The organism is Streptomyces sp. NPDC093085 (assembly GCF_040683935.1).
In the GTDB taxonomy this organism is placed as follows: domain Bacteria; phylum Actinomycetota; class Actinomycetes; order Streptomycetales; family Streptomycetaceae; genus Streptomyces.
This window is the reverse complement of the sequence record NZ_JBFBFB010000003.1, coordinates 601,329-618,767: the sequence shown is the minus strand read 5'-3', so window position 1 is coordinate 618,767 and position 17,439 is coordinate 601,329. Positions and strand designations below refer to the sequence as shown.

16 protein-coding genes are annotated in these 17,439 nt (G+C 73.2%); 11 read left to right on the top strand and 5 right to left on the bottom strand.

The annotated features are described in order from the left end of the window. Positions 1–105: 105 nt before the first annotated feature. From AB0O07_RS13475 to AB0O07_RS13465, 3 genes are read left to right on the top strand one after another with little or no spacing between them, the layout of a single operon-like run. A complete protein-coding gene (locus AB0O07_RS13475; RefSeq protein WP_365631419.1) occupies positions 106–366 on the top strand; it encodes a hypothetical protein in 261 nt (86 codons plus the stop codon). After that, the gene (locus AB0O07_RS13470; protein ID WP_365631417.1) at positions 338–865 is read left to right on the top strand and encodes a DUF6879 family protein; all 528 of its coding nucleotides are present in this window, start codon (positions 338–340) and stop codon (positions 863–865) included. The genes AB0O07_RS13475 and AB0O07_RS13470 overlap by 29 nt, the downstream gene beginning before the upstream one ends. Before the next feature lie 24 nt (positions 866–889). Further along, positions 890–1,744 (top strand): helix-turn-helix transcriptional regulator, encoded by an 855-nt coding sequence (locus AB0O07_RS13465; RefSeq protein ID WP_365631415.1) that lies wholly within the window; start codon positions 890–892, stop codon positions 1,742–1,744. Positions 1,745–1,807: 63 nt separating this feature from the next. Here the strand turns inward: AB0O07_RS13465 and AB0O07_RS13460 are convergent, their stop codons facing one another. Then, positions 1,808–2,974 carry an XdhC/CoxI family protein gene (locus AB0O07_RS13460; protein WP_365631413.1) on the bottom strand — a complete coding sequence of 389 codons (1,167 nt, stop codon included), beginning with the start codon at positions 2,972–2,974 and terminating at the stop codon, positions 1,808–1,810. Positions 2,975–3,245: 271 nt separating this feature from the next. On the opposite strand from AB0O07_RS13460, the gene AB0O07_RS13455 reads away from it, so the two are divergent. The 7 genes from AB0O07_RS13455 to AB0O07_RS13425 all read left to right on the top strand — a co-directional run bounded on the left by AB0O07_RS13455 (position 3,246) and on the right by AB0O07_RS13425 (position 11,894). Next, positions 3,246–4,241, top strand: coding sequence for a xanthine dehydrogenase family protein subunit M (locus tag AB0O07_RS13455; RefSeq protein ID WP_365631411.1), 996 nt, complete (start codon positions 3,246–3,248; stop codon positions 4,239–4,241). Positions 4,242–4,244: 3 nt separating this feature from the next. Next, positions 4,245–4,799: a (2Fe-2S)-binding protein gene (locus tag AB0O07_RS13450; protein WP_365631409.1), complete on the top strand. Its 555-nt coding sequence runs from the start codon at positions 4,245–4,247 to the stop codon at positions 4,797–4,799. Next, positions 4,796–7,198 carry an aerobic carbon-monoxide dehydrogenase large subunit gene (locus AB0O07_RS13445; protein WP_365631407.1) on the top strand — a complete coding sequence of 801 codons (2,403 nt, stop codon included), beginning with the start codon at positions 4,796–4,798 and terminating at the stop codon, positions 7,196–7,198. Before AB0O07_RS13450 ends, AB0O07_RS13445 begins: the two co-directional genes overlap by 4 nt. A 183-nt stretch (positions 7,199–7,381) precedes the next feature. Continuing rightward, positions 7,382–8,836 carry an XdhC family protein gene (locus AB0O07_RS13440; protein ID WP_365631405.1) on the top strand — a complete coding sequence of 485 codons (1,455 nt, stop codon included), beginning with the start codon at positions 7,382–7,384 and terminating at the stop codon, positions 8,834–8,836. Continuing rightward, complete coding sequence (locus tag AB0O07_RS13435) at positions 8,817–9,749, top strand: MoxR family ATPase (RefSeq protein ID WP_365631604.1); 933 nt, start codon at positions 8,817–8,819, stop codon at positions 9,747–9,749. The genes AB0O07_RS13440 and AB0O07_RS13435 overlap by 20 nt, the downstream gene beginning before the upstream one ends. Positions 9,750–9,763: 14 nt before the next feature. Further along, on the top strand, positions 9,764–10,621 hold the full coding sequence (locus tag AB0O07_RS13430; protein WP_365631403.1) for an SRPBCC domain-containing protein: 858 nt from the start codon (positions 9,764–9,766) through the stop codon (positions 10,619–10,621). Continuing rightward, the gene (locus AB0O07_RS13425; RefSeq protein WP_365631401.1) at positions 10,611–11,894 is read left to right on the top strand and encodes a VWA domain-containing protein; all 1,284 of its coding nucleotides are present in this window, start codon (positions 10,611–10,613) and stop codon (positions 11,892–11,894) included. Before AB0O07_RS13430 ends, AB0O07_RS13425 begins: the two co-directional genes overlap by 11 nt. Here the strand turns inward: AB0O07_RS13425 and AB0O07_RS13420 are convergent. The 4 genes from AB0O07_RS13420 to AB0O07_RS13405 all read right to left on the bottom strand — a co-directional run bounded on the left by AB0O07_RS13420 (position 11,858) and on the right by AB0O07_RS13405 (position 15,090). Beyond that, positions 11,858–12,712, bottom strand: coding sequence for a DUF4184 family protein (locus AB0O07_RS13420; protein ID WP_365631399.1), 855 nt, complete (start codon positions 12,710–12,712; stop codon positions 11,858–11,860). The genes AB0O07_RS13425 and AB0O07_RS13420 overlap by 37 nt on opposite strands. Positions 12,713–12,901: 189 nt before the next feature. Continuing rightward, entirely contained in the window at positions 12,902–13,915 is a 1,014-nt protein-coding gene (locus AB0O07_RS13415) for a hypothetical protein (RefSeq protein ID WP_365631397.1), read from the bottom strand. Next, complete coding sequence (locus AB0O07_RS13410) at positions 13,912–14,298, bottom strand: PadR family transcriptional regulator (protein WP_365631395.1); 387 nt, start codon at positions 14,296–14,298, stop codon at positions 13,912–13,914. Before AB0O07_RS13410 ends, AB0O07_RS13415 begins: the two co-directional genes overlap by 4 nt. A 51-nt stretch (positions 14,299–14,349) precedes the next feature. Then, entirely contained in the window at positions 14,350–15,090 is a 741-nt protein-coding gene (locus AB0O07_RS13405; protein WP_365631393.1) for a hypothetical protein, read from the bottom strand. A gap of 280 nt (positions 15,091–15,370) precedes the next feature. Between AB0O07_RS13405 and AB0O07_RS13400 the strand changes: the two genes are divergently transcribed. After that, a complete protein-coding gene (locus AB0O07_RS13400; RefSeq protein ID WP_365631391.1) occupies positions 15,371–17,248 on the top strand; it encodes a histidine kinase in 1,878 nt (625 codons plus the stop codon). Positions 17,249–17,439: the final 191 nt, after the last annotated feature.

Below are 17,439 nucleotides of genomic sequence, written 5' to 3'. Positions count from 1 at the left end.
TTTCACTACGGGGAAGCACACTTTCGAGGGCTTGACGAGGGGGGCCCGGTCCCGGAATCTGAAGCAAAGAGCCGCACGGCCATGGCCATGGCAGAGGAGGCAGTCATGTCGCTACTGTTCATCGGTATCGACCCCGCCACCGAGAAGGACAAGAGCCCCACCGTCTGGGTGGACCTGGACGAGCAGGAGTTCGTGTTCCAGGGGCTGAAGCCGGGGGCCGAACTGGAGGCGAAGTGCGCCGCGTTCGAGCTTCCGGGGCATGCGAAGGGCATCCCGGACGACGAGGCGGTCATCCGTATCCCGGCCAGGATGGTGCACATGATCAGGGAGGCGTGTGATGCCGTCGAGCGAGCCCACCTTCGCTGAACTCATCGCCGACTGCGCGCATTCGGCCGTGCATCTGGAGATGCGGGACCAGTACGCCGTCAGCGACGAGTCCGAAGGCTTCCGAACCTGGTCGCGTACGGGGCGGAGGGACAGGGATCCCGGTTCGGAATCGTGGGCGCCCTGGGTCGAGCTGATCGGGGGTGCCGTCGCGCGCGGGGTGGTCGTACGGCGGGCCCGTGTGGTCTCCGAGCCGGTCACCGACTACATCCGGTACGAGTACGCCGGAACCGACGTCAACGTGCACGCGGGCGAGCAGGTGCGGTGGCTGCCCCGGCGGAACGCCTCGGACCTCGCGCTGCCGGGGAACGACTTCTGGCTGTTCGACGGCCGCCTGATCCGGTGGAACCACTTCACCGGCTCGGGCGCGTGGGCCGGCCAGGAGATGTCGGACGACACATCGGCCGCCAAGCTGTGTGCCGAGGCGTTCGAGGCCGTGTGGGCGCGCGCGGTTCCGCACGGCCAGTACGAGATCCGCTGACAGGAAGTACCGACAGGCCGGTTCATGTCCGTCTCCCCCTCCTCGTCCGCCCGCGCGGCGCGTGAAACCGTCGCCGGCCGCCTGCGCGACCTGCGCAAGGAGTCCGGGCTGACCATCACTGAGCTGGCCCGTCGGTGCGGGTGGCACTACTCGAAGACCTCGCGCATCGAGAACGCGCTCACGGGCCCCACGGCGACGGATATCCGCAAGTGGTGTGCCGCCACCGGCTCCCGGGACCACGTACGGGACCTGATCGCTCAGTCCCTCAACGCCGAGTCGATGTACAAGGAGTGGCGCCACCAGGTACGCAGTGGGCTCAAGCAACTACAAGCCGGACTGGTGCCGTTCTACCGCGCGACCGAAACGTTCCGGCTCTACTCGTCCACCGTGGTGCCCGGGTTCCTCCAGACCGAGGGGTACGCCACCGCCGTACTCGCCATCGCCGCGCGCTTTCATGGTCTGTCCCCCGACGACAACGCCGAGGCCGTCCGTGCGCGCATGGACCGCTCCCGCGTCATCCACGAGGCCGGACACCGGTTTGTCTTTCTCCTTGAGGAATCGGTCCTCCGCCACCAGGTCGGAGACGCCGAGGCGATGGCCGCCCAACTCGGCTACCTGCTCACGGTCGGGGCACTGCCCGCGGTATCCCTGGGCATCATCCCCATGGCGACGCGCGGACGGGCCCACTGGCCCGAAGAGACCTTCCACATCTATGACGACACCCTGGTCTCCGTGGAACTGGTCTCGGCCTCGATCAGCGTGACCCAGCCGTCCGAGATCGCCCAGTACGTCAAGGCGTTCGAGCGGCTGCGTGCCATGGCCGTGTACGGCGCCGAAGCCCGTGCCCTGATTCTCAAGGCGATCGCCGCGCTGGAGTGATCCCGGGCGGGAGGCCACGCGGGGCGGCCGGCCGGGGGAGCCATGTGGCGTGGTGTGTCTGTGTCAGTGGTGGATGGAGAGGTCCGTGCGGGTCAGGCGTTCGCCGGTGCCGCCCCAGCGGAGGGCGATGATCTCGGCCATGATGGCCACCGCCGTCTCCTCGGGGGTGCGGGCGCCCAGGTCGAGGCCTATGGGGGAGGAGAGGCGGGAGAGTTCCTGGTCGGTCAGGCCCGCCTCGCGCAGGCGGGTCAGGCGGTCGTCGTGGGTGCGGCGGCTGCCCATCGCGCCGATGTACCGCGCCGGGGTGCGCAGCGCGCGTTCGAGGAGCGGGATGTCGAACTTGGGGTCGTGGGTCAGGACGCAGATCACCGTGGACGCGTCCACGGGGTGGTGCTCCAGGTAGCGGTGCGGCCAGTCGACTATCAGGTCGTCCGCGTCCGGGAAGCGCTGTCGCGTCGCGAAGACGGGACGCGCGTCGCAGACCGTGACGTGGTAGCCGAGGAACTTGCCCATCCGGGCCACCGCCCCCGCGTAGTCGATCGCGCCGAAGACCAGCATCCGGGGCGGCGGCGCGAAGGACTGGACGAAGACCGCCAGGTCGTCCATGCGCTGCTCCCCGTGGCGGCCGACCCGGACGACCCCGGTGTGCCCCTGCGCCAGCAGACCGCGCGCCTGCTCGGTGACGGCCGCGTCCAGCCGTTCCCCGCCGCCCAGCGTGCCGGACTCCGCCCCGGGCACCTCCGGGACCACCACCAGGTTGCCGCCCGGTGCCGGTGCCGGTGCCGGTGCCGGTGCCGGTGCCGTATCGCCGTCGGAGAGTTCCGGTGCCGTATCCCCGCCGGAGAGTACGGACGCCACCGCCACCGGGGTTCCCGCCGCGATCCGTGCCAGGACGCCGGGCAGGCCGGGGAAGTGGGCGGCGTCCGTCGGCCGTACCAGGATGTCCACGATCCCGCCGCAGGTCAGGCCCGCCTCCAGGGCGTCGCCGTCGCTGATCCCGTACGTGACGAGCTGGGCCTCGCCGGTGTCCAGGACCTCCCGCGCCACCTCGTACACCGCGCCCTCGACGCACCCGCCCGAGACGCTGCCTGCCACCTCGCCGTTCTCCGCGACGGCCATCGCCGCGCCCGGCGCGCGCGGCGCGGAGCGCCAGGTCTGCACGACGGTGGCCAGCGCGAAACGTACCCCCGCGGCGTGCCATGCGGCGATGGCTCCGGTGATGTCCCGCACCTGCGCTCCCTTCGCCGCTGGAGGCGTTCCCGCTTCCTGGGCTCTTGCCGACGCAGCCTGGGCATCCGCGCCCCGGGCTGTCAAAGGGGACTTCAGGGATTGCTTAAGCCGTCCCCGAGGCGTGCCGACGCCGCGTTCCCGGGCCCGTGCGGGGGACCTAAGTGACACCTTAATTCGCTGTTGACTTTCCGCACCCCGTGGCGCCCAATGACCGCGTCGACGGGGGCCGGCGAGCGGCTGTGGCGAGGGTGCCACGAGAGAGGGATCGCTGATGCAGGTTCCCGCCCCCTTCGAGTACGAACGGGCCACCAGCGTCGACCACGCCATCGGACTCCTCGGCCGGCTGGGTGACACGGCCCGGCTGGTGGCCGGCGGGCACAGTCTGCTGCCGATGATGAAACTCCGGCTGGCCAACTTCGAGTACCTGATCGACATCAACGACCTCTACGGCGAGCTGGGCTATATCCGGGCCGAGCCGGACCGTATCCGGATCGGCGCCCTGACCCGCCACCGCGAGCTGCTGGAGTCCGCCGCGCTCGCCGGGGCCTTCCCGGTCTTCGCCGACGCCGAGCGCGTGATCGCCGACCCCGTGGTCCGCAACCGGGGCACGCTCGGCGGCTCGCTCTGCCAGGCCGACCCCTCCGAGGACCTCTCCGCCGTCTGTACGGCCCTGGGCGCGAGCTGTGTGATCCAGGGCAGCGGCGGGCGGCGGACCGTCACGATGGAGGAGTTCCACCGGGGCCCGTACGAGACGGCCGTGGGCGACGCCGAGATGCTGATCGAGGTCGTCCTCCCGCTCCGGCCCAACGGGTCCAGCGCGTACGAGAAGGTCGAGCGCCGCGCGGGCGACTGGGCGGTGGTCTCGGCGGGCGCCGCCGTCTGGCTGGACGCCGGGAGCGGGGTGATCGAGGACGCCCGGGTCGGGCTCGCCGCCGTCGGCCCGAACACCACCGGGCTGCCGGAGATCTCCGCCGCGCTGCGCGGGCAGGAGCCCTCCGAGGCGGTCTACGCGCGGGCCGGCGAGATCGCGGCGGCCTCCTGCGACCCGGTCACGGACCGGCGCGGCAGCGCGGAGTACAAGCGCCACCTCGCCAAGGAGCTGACCGTACGCACCCTGCGGCGCTCCGTCGCCCGTATCGCCGACGCCGCCCGTATCGCCGAAGCCGCCCGCGCCGCCGGACATGCCGGTCCCACGGGCGGTACCGGTCCCGCCGGCGGTACCGGTACCGCCGCCCCGTATCCCGCCCCGCATCCCCAGGGAGAGTGATCCATGCAGGTCACCATGGTCGTCAACGGTGACGAGGTCACCCGTGAGATCGAGGGCCGGCTGCTCCTCGTCCACTTCCTGCGCGACCATCTCGCGCTCACCGGCACCCACTGGGGGTGCGACACCAGCAACTGCGGTACGTGCGTGGTACGGATGGACGGCGAGCCCGTCAAGTCCTGTACGGTGCTGGCCGCGATGGCGGGCGGCCATGACATCCGGACCGTCGAGGGGCTGGAGCGCGACGGCGAACTCGACCCCGTACAACGGGGGTTCATGGAGTGCCACGGCCTCCAGTGCGGCTTCTGCACGCCGGGCATGCTGATGACGGCGCGGGCGCTGCTGGACCGTAACGAGAACCCCTCCGAGCAGGAGATACGGGAGGCGGTCTCCGGCCAGATCTGCCGCTGCACCGGCTACGCCTCCATCGTCCGCTCCGTGCGGTGGGCCGCCGCGGAGGAGGCCGGGACCCGTACGGTCGATACGGCCGGCGCGGCCGGTGCGGCTCGTACGGAGTCCGGCGCGGGCGCCGCCGGGGCCACGGGCGGAGGTGCGGCGTGAGCACCACCGTCCCGGGGCCCGCCGCCCCCGCCACCGCGTTCACCGACAACGACCGGAAGCCCTGCGGGCACGGCCGGATGCTCCGCAAGGAGGACCCCCGCTTCATCCGGGGCCGGGGCCGTTACGTGGACGACGTCCAGCTCCCCGGCATGCTCCACCTCGCCGTGCTCCGCTCCCCGATGGCCCACGCGCGCGTCCTCTCCGTCGACACTTCCCTCGCCGAGGCGCACCCCAAGGTGAAGCTCGTCGTGACCGGCGCGATGCTCGCCGAAAAGGGGCTCGCGTGGATGCCCACGCTCTCCAACGACGTACAGGCGGTGCTCGCCACCGACAAGGTCCGCTTCCAGGGCCAGGAGGTCGCCTTCGTCGTCGCCGAGGACCGCTACGCGGCGCGCGACGCACTGGAGCTGATCGACGTCGAGTACGAGCAGCTCGACCCGGTCGTCGACGTACGGCGCGCGCTGGAGGCCGGCGCGCCCGTCATCCGGGACGACCTCGAAGGCAAGACGGACAACCACTGCTTCGACTGGGAGACCGGTGACGCGGCGGCGACGGCGGCCGTCTTCGACCGGGCCGAAGTCGTCGTCGGCCAGGACATCGTCTACCCGCGCGTGCACCCGGCGCCGATGGAGACCTGCGGCGCCGTCGCCGACTACGACGCGGTCGACGGCCGGCTCACCCTCTGGTCCACCACCCAGGCCCCGCACGCGCACCGTACGCTCTACGCGATCGTCGCCGGGCTGCCCGAACACAAGATCCGGGTGATCGCACCGGACATCGGCGGCGGATTCGGCAACAAGGTGCCGATCTACCCGGGTTACGTCTGCGCGATCGTCGGCTCGATGCTCACCGGGAAGCCGGTGAAGTGGATGGAGGACCGCTCCGAGAACCTCATCTCCACCGGGTTCGCCCGCGACTACATCATGCGCGGCGAGATCGCGGCGACCCGGGACGGGAAGATCCTCGCGATCCGCACCGATGTCCTCGCCGACCACGGGGCGTTCAACGGGGTGGCCGCGCCGGTGAAGTATCCGGCGGGCTTCTTCGGGGTCTTCACCGGCAGTTACGACATCGAGGCCGCGTACGCCCGGATGACCGCCGTCCACACCAACAAGGCGCCGGGCGGGGTGGCGTACGCCTGCTCGTTCCGTATCACCGAGGCGGTCTATCTGGTCGAGCGGATCGTGGACTGCCTCGCCTTCGAACTCGACATGGACCCGGTCGAGTTGAGGCGGAAGAACTTCATCAGGCCCGAGCAGTTCCCGTACACCACCAGGACGGGATGGGTGTACGACTCGGGGGACTACGACCCGACGATGCGGCTCGCCATGGAGCTGGCCGGTTACGACGGACTCCGGCGCGAGCAGGCGGAGAAGCGGGCGCGCGGCGAACTCATGGGCATCGGCGTCTCGTTCTTCACGGAGGCGGTCGGCGCGGGGCCGCGCAAGGACATGGACATCCTCGGGCTCGGCATGGCCGACGGCTGCGAGCTGCGTGTCCACCCGACCGGGAAGGCGGTCGTACGGCTCTCGGTGCAGACCCAGGGGCAGGGCCACGAGACGACGTTCGCCCAGATCGTCGCCGAGGAGATCGGCATCCCGCCCGCCGACATCGACGTGGTGCACGGCGACACCGACCAGACCCCCTTCGGTCTCGGCACGTACGGCAGCCGCTCCACCCCGGTCTCCGGCGCGGCGGCGGCGCTGGTCGCCCGGAAGGTCCGGGACAAGGCGCGGCTCATCGCCTCCGGGATGCTGGAGGTCTCGGTGGCCGATCTGGAGTGGGAGAAGGGTGAGTTCCGGGTCGTGGGCGACCCGGCGAAGTCCGTCACCATCCAGGACATCGCGATGGCGGCGCACGGCGCGGGTGATCTGCCGGAGGGCGTCGAGGGCGGCCTGGAGGCGCAGATCTGCTACAACCCGGAGAACCTGACGTACCCGCACGGCGCGTACATCTGCGTCGTCGACATCGACCCGGGGACGGCGCGGGTCACGGTCCGCCGGTTCATCGCGGTGGACGACTGCGGGACGCGCATCAACCCGATGATCATCGAGGGGCAGGTGCACGGCGGGCTCACCGACGGGGTCGGCATGGCGCTGATGGAGATGATCTCGTTCGACGAGGACGGCAACTGTCTCGGCGGCTCGCTGATGGACTACCTGATCCCCACGTCGCTCGAAGTCCCCGACTGGGAAACGGGGTTCACGGTCACGCCCTCCCCGCACCATCCCATCGGCGCGAAGGGCGTCGGCGAGTCGGCGACGGTCGGCTCCCCGCCGGCGGTGGTGAACGCGGTGGTCGACGCGCTCCGCCCGTACGGCGTCCGGCACGCGGACATGCCGCTGACGCCGTCACGGGTGTGGGAGGCGATGCGGGGGCGGGGGGCGCCGCCGATCTAGGGCGGGGAGGGGGGCGGAGCCGGGAGCCGGGAGGCGGGCGTGTCGGGGGAGAGGCGGAGGTGCCGGGGGGAGAGGCGGAGGTGCCGGAGGCCGGGACCGGTCCCGGCCGTGGCGGTGCGGGGGACCGGTCCCGGGCGGCCCGGCGGAGGGTGCCCGGGGCCGTGCCCGGTCGAAGTGAGGGTTATGAGGGTGGTGAACGTACGGATGACCATGACGACGACGCGGGCGACGACGGTGACGGCCGGGGCGATGGGCGATGGCGCGGCGGACACGGCCGCGGTGGCGGCCGGCGGGTCGGCGGCCGGGGCGGCGGCGGTCGGAGGGACGGCCGCCGGTTCGGCGGTGGCCGGGGCGGCGGCCGGGACGGGTACGGCCGGGGCGGTGGCGGCCGGGAGGGGTGCGGCCGGGGCGGCGGCTCGCGGGGTGGCGGCTCGGATGGCCGAACTGGCCGCCGGGCGCGTGCCGTTCGTCCACGCGACGGTGGTACGGGCCCAGGTGCCCAGCTCCGCCCGCCCCGGCGACGAGGCGATCGTCACCGGGGACGGGGTGATCGAGGGCTTCGTCGGCGGGGTGTGCGCCGAGGGCACCGTCCGTACGGCGGCACTCGGCGCCCTGCGCGGCGGCGGGCCGCTGCTGCTGCGGGTGCTGCCGGAGGGCGCGGCGGAGTTCCCCGAGTCGCCGGGGGCGAAGGTGGTCGTCAACCCCTGCCTGTCGGGCGGGGCGCTGGAGATCTTCCTGGAGCCGAGAGTGCCCCCGCCGCTGATCGGGATCGTCGGCGAGACGCCGGTCGCGGAGGCGCTGGCCGCGATCGCGGAGATCCTCGGGTATGCGACGGCGCGGGCCCTGCCGGGCGCCTTCGCGGAGCCGGACGCCCTCGCCGGGGTGGACGCGGTGATCGTCGCCTCCCACGGCCGCGACGAGACCGCCCCGCTGCGGGCCGCGCTGGACGCGGGCGTCGGCTACACAGCCCTGGTGGCGAGCGCCCGCCGGGGCCGCGCCGTCCTGGACGGACTCGGCCTGAGCGCGCCGGAACGGGCCCGTATCAGCACCCCGGCAGGCCTGGACATCGGCGCGCGCACGCCCCCGGAGGTGGCACTGTCGATCCTGGCGGAGGTCGTCGCGGCGTTACGCGGGAAAGGCCCGGGACCGGGCACGGCAGCGCGGGGCAAGGGGGCGCGGGACCCGGAGGCGTCGGCCGGGCCGGGGATTCCGGCGGGGGCGGGGATGTCGGCCGGGGCAGGCATTCCAGCGGGGGCGGAAGCGGCGCCCGGGGCGGAAGCCGGGGCCGAGGCGGAAGCGCCGCCCGAGGGCACGGCCGCCCCCGCAGCGGCGCCCGAGGGCGCGACCGGCACCGCAGCGGCGCCCGGGGACACGGTCGCCCCCGCAGCGCCGCCCGAGGGCACGGCTGCCCCCATAGCGGTGCCCGGAGGCGTAACCGCCCCCGTAACGTCGCCAAAAGGCACGGCCGCCCCCGCAGCGCCGCCCGGAGGCACAACCGCCCCCATAACGGTGTCCGACCCCGTCTGCGGTATGGCGGTGACGGTCATGCCGGAGACCCCGCGGCTCTCCGTCGGCGGTGGCGACGTCTGGTTCTGCGCACCGGGGTGCCGTGACCGCTATGCCGCCGGGCAGCGGTGACGGCATGCCGGAGACCTCACCAAGCGTCCCCTTCCAGGACGCCGACGACATCCGGCGCCGCCTCGACGCCGTGGGTCACCTCGTGGACGACGGGACCGCCACCGCCCTCTACCTCGCCCTCGCCCTGGACCGGCCCCTGCTGGTCGAGGGCGAGCCGGGTGTGGGCAAGACCATGGCAGCGAAGTCCCTGGCCCAGGCGATGGGCGCGCCGCTCGTACGGTTGCAGTGTTACGAGGGGCTGACGGCCGGCGAGGCGCTGTACGAGTGGAACTACCAGCGTCAGCTCCTCGCCGTACGGCTCGCGGAGGCGCGGGGCGGGCGGCGGCCGGCGGACGCGGATCTCTTCACCGAGGAGTTCCTCCAGGACCGGCCGATCCTCCGCGCGATCCGGCACCGCGGCCCCGTACCGCCCGTCCTGCTGATCGACGAGATCGACCGCGCGGACGACGAATTCGAGGCGCTGCTCTTCGAGTTCCTCGGGGAGGCGTCGATCACCATCCCCGAACTGGGGACGTTCACGGCGGCCAGGCGCCCCGTGGTGATCCTCACCTCCAACCGCAGCCGTGAGCTCCACGACGCGCTGCGCCGCCGCTGCCTCTACCACTGGATCGACTTTCCGGCGCCCGAGCGCGTCGCGGAGATCCTGCGCCGCTCCGTACCCGCCGCGAACGAGCCGCTGATCGCCTCGGCGGCGGAGTTCATCGGCCGGGTCAGAGGGCTCGACCTCGACAAGGCGCCGGGCATGGCGGAGACGATCGACTGGGTCTCCGCGCTCTCCGCGCTGCGCGCCTCGGAGCTGGTGCGCGCGGACATCGTCCGCACCCTCAGCACGATCGCCAAGAGTCCGGACGACCACACCACGATCACCGACGCCCTCGACGGGCTGGGCTTTCCCGAGCCCGCCTCGGCGTAGCAACGGAGGAACCCATGAGGATCGACAACGAGTTCACCGTCGGGGTGCCCGTCGACCGGGCCTGGGAGGTGCTCACCGACCTGGAGGGCATCGCGCCGTGCATGCCGGGCGCGCAGCTCACGGGGGTGGACGGGAGCGTCCACCGCGGAAAGGTCAGGATCAAGGTCGGCCCGGTGGTCAGCCAGTACGCGGGCACGGCGGAGATCGTGGAGAAGGACGCGGCGGCGCGCCGGGCGGTGATCCGGGCGAAGGGCAAGGACTCGCGGGGCGCCGGCAACGCGTCGGCGCTGATCGACGCGGTGCTGCGGGCGGAGGGGGAGAGGACGGTCGTCACGGTGGTGACGGACCTCAACATCACGGGAAAGGTCGCGCAGTTCGGCAGCGGCATGATCAAGGAGGTGTCGGTGAAGCTGCTGGCCCAGTTCGTGGAGAACCTGGAGGCGCGGCTTCATGAGGGCACGGGGGAGGAGGCGACGGCGCGGGGGGAGGAGGCGAAGGAGGTCGCGGCGGCCGATCCCGGCCCCTCCCCGGAGCCGGTACGGGAGGAGCCGGCACCGGGATCCGTACGGGATTCCGCGCCGGCACCTGAGCCCGTACGGACCCCTGGGCCCGCGCCGGCCCCTGACCCCGTACGGACCCCTGAGCAGCCTCCGGTACGCGTACGGGACCCCGAGCCGTCCACGAAGCCCGCGCCCGCGCCCGCAGCCGCGCCTGCACCCGCTGCCGCCGCCGTCCCCGAGGAGTTGGACGACGACGTGGCTCCGCTCGACCTGATGGGGATAGCGGGGGGCTCGGTCTACAAGCGGTTCCTGCCGGTCGTGGCAGGGGCGTTGGTCCTGATCGCGCTGGTCGTCTACTTCCTTGTCCGCTGACGCGCCGGAGCCGCCCGGCGTGCCGCCCCTCCTGCGGGGGGTGGACCGGGCGGCCTTCGCGGTGGCGTTCGCGGAGCGGCTGCGGGCGCGCGGGGTGACCGCAGGGGTCACGGCGGTCGAGGACTTCGTCCGCGCGCTGGGCGCGGTGCGCCCGGTGACGAAGGCGCGGCTGTACTGGACGGCGCGGACCACGCTCGTACGCCGCCACGCCGAACTCACCCTCTTCGACGCGGTCTTCGACGCGCTGTTCGGCGACGCGCTCCTCGCCCTGGACCCGCACGCGCGCCGTACCGCCCTCGCGGGGCCGCAGAGCGCCCCGGGCCGGCGCCCGCACTCGGTGCGCCCCGGCACCACCCCGGAGGGCGCGGGGGCCCTGCCCTGGGCGACCCGGCCGCAGGTGGTGGCGGAGAGCGAGGACGCGCGGGCGGAGGAGCGCGGGCCCGGGGTGCCGACGCGGCTGCCGAGCGCGCTGGCCGGGGCGGCCGACGTACCGTTCGAGCGGCTGACGCCCGAGGAGACGGCGCTGCTCGGGCGGTGGCTGGAGGCGGCCGTACGGGAGTGGCCCGCCCGGCGGTCGCGGCGGGTGGCGCCGGGGCGGGGGAGGCGGGGCCGGGTGGCGCTCCGCCGGACCCTGGCGCGGTCGCGGCGTACCGGCTGGGAGCCGATGGAACTGGTGCGGGTCGCGCCGGTGGCGGCGCCGCGCCGGGTCGTGATGGTCTGCGACGTCAGCCGCTCGATGCAGGCGCAGGCGGTGGCGTACCTCCATCTGATGCGGGCGCTGGCGCTCACCGCCGACGCGGAGGTCTTCGCGTGCGCGACCCGGTTGACACGGCTGACGGCGGTGCTGCGCCGGCGTTCCGCCGAGGCGGCGATCGAGGGGGCGACGGCGCAGGTCACGGACCGGTTCGGGGGCACCAGGATCGCGGGCTGCCTGCGGACACTGCTCGCCTCGCACCACGGCGGGGCGCTGCGCGGGGCGATCGTGATCATCGGCTCCGACGGCTGGGACGGCGACCCCCCGTCCGAACTGGCCCACGCCATGTCCCGCCTGCGCCGCCGCGCCCACCGGGTCGTCTGGATCAACCCCCGGGCCGGGGCCCCCGGTTACGAGCCCCGCGTGGCGCCGATGGCCGCCGCGCTCCCGTACTGCGACGCGCTCCTCCCGGCGGACACGTTCCGCTCCCTGGCGCGGGTGATCGAACAGATCCCGTACGTACGGGCCGGGAGGAGGGCCGGTCAGGTGGATGGCGTGGTGCGGCGGAGCGCGGTGTAGCTCCACCAGGCCGCCGCGTAGAGGGCCAGCGCGGCGGCGAGGGCGGCGCCCGCGCTGGTCAGGGCGGTCGCTGCGGTGGCTTCCGCCAGGTCGCGCAGGGGGACCTGCTCGGGGTGGGCCGCCCCGCCCCTGCTGTCTTCGAGGGTCGCCGCCGCTCCGGTGACCGCGCCGATGAGGGTGGCCGTGGTCAGGGTCGCCACCGCCGCTCGCCGCGCCGGGCGGGGGAGGGCGGGGAACGGAGCAGGGGCGGTAGTGGAGGAGGGAGTGGTCGCAGGTGTCCGGGGGGTACGGGGGGTACGGGGGCGGCGGTGCCAGAGGTGGATCGCCACCGCAGCCAGGCCGCCGACCGTGCTGAGGTGCTGGATCAGGCGGGCCAGGGTGAGGCTGCCCGCCACCTGGGTCCGGAGGACGGCCGCGTGCTCGACCACATAGCCGTCCGCGTGGGTGAAGGAGTCCCACACCAAGTGGGTCGCTATGCCTGTCAGGGCGGACAGCAGCACCCAGACCGCGGGGTGGGAGGCCGTTCTCGCGGGGGAGGGGTGAGTGGGGAGCAGGGCGGCCACCGGGCGGCGTACCACCCCGTACAGGACCAGGAGGGCCAGCGCGCTCGGCAGGGCCACGGTCAGGCCCGGCAGCGTATGGGAGTACGTGGCGTTGAGGAACGGCTCGTACCAGGACTGTGCGCTCACCGGGATACCCGCGCCGGCCAGGAAGTACGGGACGTCAGGGGCGATGGCTCCGCAGACCAGGGCGGCCGGGGAGAACGGGTGGCGCAGCAGCGGGAGTACGGCCGCGGGGTGGGCCGGCGTGAACGGCATGGGGCGGGGCGCTTCCGGTCGGCGTGAGGACGCCCCTGCCCTCGGCGGCTGGGGACGGTGGGGACGGCTGAATACGTCGGGGGGAAGTATATGTCGTCTGGCGGAGTGTGAGGGGGTGGGGGCGGCGGAGTGGGAGTCCGGAGTGGGGAGTTCCGGGGGCGTGGGGGAGTGTGTCCGCGGGGCAGCCGCTCAGGAGTGGGGAAGCCGTACCCGTGTCCGTGCCCGTGCCCGTCCTCGTATCGCGTGGGCCGCCGCCGCCAGCGCGCCTGCCAGGGGGAGCACCGTGGCCAGGGTCAGGACCGGGAGCGGGGTGCCCCAGGCCGTGGTGTAGGCGTACGCGAGGAGCGGGGGACAGGCCGCCGTCATCGTCAGGGTCTCGCGCCGGCCGGCGGACCTCGCGCGCAGGGACAGCGGCAGGATCGTGGCGGCCAGGACCAGGAGGGGCCACAGGCCGTAGTCCGTGGTGATGGGGAGCGCCCCCGTGTGCAGGGCCGCCAGGGGGAGCCATGCCGCGATCGTCATGGTGCCCGCCGCCTTGCGGGCCCGGGGAGTCGGGTGGAGGCCGGGTGGGCAGGCCAGCACCACCAGGGCCGTGAGCAGCGCCATGGCCGGGGTGACCACCGGGTCGGCGAAGGCCGGGCCGCTGATCAGCGCCGCGACGGCCACCGCCACCAGCCCCGCGGCCACCGTGCGGGCCCCCGCGTGCCACCGGCCCGTCAGCGCCGTCACCGCCCCCGCGCAGACCACCGCCGAGGCGAGCAGGAGCGCGGTCCAGGCGTCCGGGGGGAGAGCGGCGGAGAGGGGGAGGCGGGTGGGGGTGGTCGCCAGGGCCGCGTACCAGCTCGTGAGGTGGGTGCCGTACGTCACCGCCGCCGCGCCCGCCGCGTACGGGGCCGCCGCCGCCAGGATCCGGCCGGCCGCCGTCGAGGAGTTCAGACCCAGCCGCATCCGTACCGCGTGGGCGGCGATGTCCGCCGTCTCCCGGAGCCTGTTCACGGCCGACGCCTCCGCCGCCGTCTCCTCGTAGACGGCCCGGATCTCCGCGCCGTACTCCTCCCGGTACCGCCTCGGGTACAGGCGTATCGCCGCGCCGATCACGCTCGCGCCGATCACGCTCGCGCCGATCACGCTCGCGCCGGTCGCGCCCGCGCCGGTCGCGCCCGCGCCGGTCACGCCGGGGCCGGTGGTCTCCGTCCCGGTCACGCCGGGGCCGTCGCCGCCGCGGAGATGCCCAGCCGCCGGGTGGCCTCGCGCGCCGTCGCCGCCATCCGCTCCGCCTCGGCGGCCAGCCGCCGGCGCCCCGGCTCGGCCAGCGCGTAGACCTTGCGGGCCCGTCCGGTGACGACCTCCTCGCGCTCCACCGCGATCAGCCCGTCCTTGAGCAGGCGTTCCAGGGCGCCGTAGAGGGTTCCGGTGCGCAGCACGACTCTTCCGCCGGAGAGCCCCTTCACCTCCTGCGCGATGGCGTAACCGTGCCGGGGCGCGTCCGCCAGCGCGGTCAGCATCAGGAGGGTCGGCTCGCGCAGTTCGTGCTCGCGCAGTTCGTGCTCGTGCGGCTCGTGCTCGTGCGGCTCCTGCTTGCTCATCCGGCCAACATATGCCGCACGGCGGCCTATCGGCAACGCCGTCCGCAGGTGTCAGTCCACGTCCAGGGCGTCCAGGGCCAGCGCGTGGACGATGGCGAGGCGGCGGTCGATGTCGGGCGCGAGGATCTTGAGTACGTACCGGGTGTGCAGTCCGAGCTTCTTGTCGACGGTCATCAGCCGCCTGCCGCTCTCGGTGAAGCTGAAGCGGTACGGCCAGATGAACGGCGCGTATTCGAGGTACGGGACGAACCCCCAGACGAACCGGATGAAGGCCACCACCCGGCTGCGCTCGCTGCCGATCAGCTCCATCGTCCCCGGCTGCCGTATGTGCCACGTCTTGCGGAGGATGGACGAGCCCGGGTCCTCGTAGAACGAACCGAAGGACTGGCCCGACGCGTCCCGCACGTCGTACATGTAGCCCATCTCGTCGTCGCGGCCCTTGAAGCCGGCCAGGACGGACTTCCTGGACTCATCCGTGTAGACGGTCACCTCGCCCCTGAGCGACATCAGCCTCTCGCGCGCGAACGCGACGGGTTCGCCCTCGGAGCCGTCCGGGCGGGCCACGCTCACCACGTAATCGCCTGCCTTGAGGCTCCACTTCTTCCGGATGATGAAGGTGTCGTGGGACTGGATGTCCGGGAGTTCGGTGCCCTGGGTGTCCGTGCCCGGAGTCTTGCTCAGGTTCAGCGGCGTACGCGGCTTCGGGGGAGTGCCCGTACCTGTGCCTGTGCCCGTGCCCGTGTCCGGGCCGGTTCCTGTGTCCGTACCGGTGCCCGTATCCGTGCTGTCCATCTCGTGTCTCCCGTTGTCCGTCCCGCACATGTCCCGTACTCGTCCCGCACATGTCCCGTGCTCGTCCCGTACGCGTCCCGTGCTCGTCCCGCCGGCGCGTGTTCCGTTCGGCCCGCCTATCGTCATCGGACCGGCGGGGCCGGCGCAGTCTCCGTAAGTCGCGGCCCAGGGCGACGAAAGGTGTCAACTCCGTTGCCCGGCTCAGGTGTCAACTTTCGTCGTACGGTGGCACGACGCTTGGCCGACGTGCGCCTTCCGCTGAGCCGCCTACCGTCGGCCTGTGGACGTGGAAGTGGACGTGGACCTGGTGGACGTGGACATACGACGAGCGGACGCCGGCCGCATCGCGCGGGGCTTCCGGCGGCGGCTCGCCGACGGGGTGGTCCGGCGCCCCGGCCGGACCGTCTGGGAGGCGGTACTCGCCCTCACCCTCGCCGGGTTCGTGTGGAGCGCCGAGGTGTTGCAGGGCGGGGGCGGGGTGTTGTCCCTGGTCCTCGTGGCGGCGGTGGCCCTGCTGTCGGCGGTACGGCACGCGCTCCCCGCGACCGCGCTGGTCGCCACCGCCCCGCTGGCCGGGGGGTGGAACACCATGACGACCCTGCTGCTGATCTGTGTGAGCTGGTCGGCGGGGCGGCGTATCAGGGAACCCTGGCGCGTGGTCGCCGCGTTCGGTGCCGCGTGCGTGCTCTACACCCTGCTGTCCGTCGTCACCGACCTCAAGGTGGGTGCCGCCATGGCCCTGCCCGTGTCGGTCTGGCTGAGCCTGGGCTTCTTCCTCCCGCTGTCCGTGGTGCCGGCCCTCGTCGCCCGCTACCGGACCCAACGCCGGGCACTGCTCGACGCGTTGCGACAGAACAACGAGCAACTCAAGCGTGAGCAGGCGATGGTGGCCCGGGAGGCGCGCCTGCTGGAGCGCAACCGCATCGCCCACGACATGCACGACAGCCTCGGCCACCAGCTCGCCCTGATCTCCGTGCACGCGGGCGCCCTCCAGGTCGATCCGGAACTCACCGAGAACCAGCGGGAGGCGGTACGGATCCTCCGGGGCGCCTCGGTCACCGCGATGGCGGAGCTGCGGGAGGCGGTGGGCGTCCTCCATGACGACCGGGGGTCCGGGGGGCAACAGGAGCGGCCGGAACGGCTGGAGCCGCCGCAGGGGCAGGAGGGGCACCGCTCCCACCAGGGGGTACGGAACGGATCCGGTGCCCCCGCGCCCCGTACCCTCGCCGCCGTCGACGGCCTGGTCGGCGCCTCGCGGGCGGCCGGCACCGCGGTGGAGCTGGACCGGACGGGGGAGCGGCGGCCGTTGGCCCCGGCCGCCGATCACGAGGCGTACCGCGTCGTGCAGGAGGGCCTGACCAACGCCCACAAGCACGCGCCGGGCGCCCCGATACGCCTCGCCCTGCGGTACGAGCCGGACAGCCTGGTCGTCGAGGTCACCAACGGGCCCGTGCCGGGCGGGGCGCCCGAGGTGCCGCCGGAGATCAGCGGCGGACAGGGGCTGAAGGGGCTGCGGGAACGGGTGGGGCTCGTCGGGGGCATGGTGCACACCGGGCCCACCGAGGACGGCGGGTTCCGGATCGCGGGCATGCTCCCGTACGGGGAGGAGGGCGGAGACGCGGGCCGGGGGAGCGGAGACGCGGGCCGGGGGAGCGGCGCTCACGGTACGCGCGGCGCGACCTCCGTCGTGCCGGGGAGCGACTTTCGGGGGCAGAGGCGGCCCGGACCGGTGGGCGACGGTGGAGCGGTCATCAACCGGGCCGATCCGCAGAGGGAGCTCACCACCTTCATGAGTACCAAGAAGAACGTCGCCATCGGCTGTGGCGTCATCGCCGTCCTCCTCGTGGTGGGCGTCGTCGCCCTGGGAATCTGGGGAGTGGGCGCCCTCAAGGACGAGTTGAAGAAGGCCGACATCTCGCCGAGCGTGTACGAGGCGGCCAAGGTGGGCGATCCCGAGGCGGATGTCCAGGCCACGCTCCCCAAGGAGGACTCGTTGCTCACCTCCGACCTGGCGAACCAGGGGCCCATGCTGCCCGAGGGTGCGACCTGCCGGCACTTCACCTCCGACAAGGACACGAGTCTGGAGACCATCACGGTCTTCCGGTTCTGCTTCCAGGACGGAAAGCTGGCGGTCAAGGAGACCTATCAGGCCGAGTAGGCCACGTAGGCGAAGCAGGTCAACCAGGCCGAGCAGGCCGAGCAGGCCGAGCAGGCCGAGCAGGCCAGGCAGGGCGGGCAGGCCGAGCGGCCGGGCAGCCGACGGTGCGTCAGGCGGGGGTGCGTCAGGCGGGGGTGCGGAGGAGGGCGCGGTACGGAGCAGGGCATGATGGCGGGCGGGGCGGGGGCACG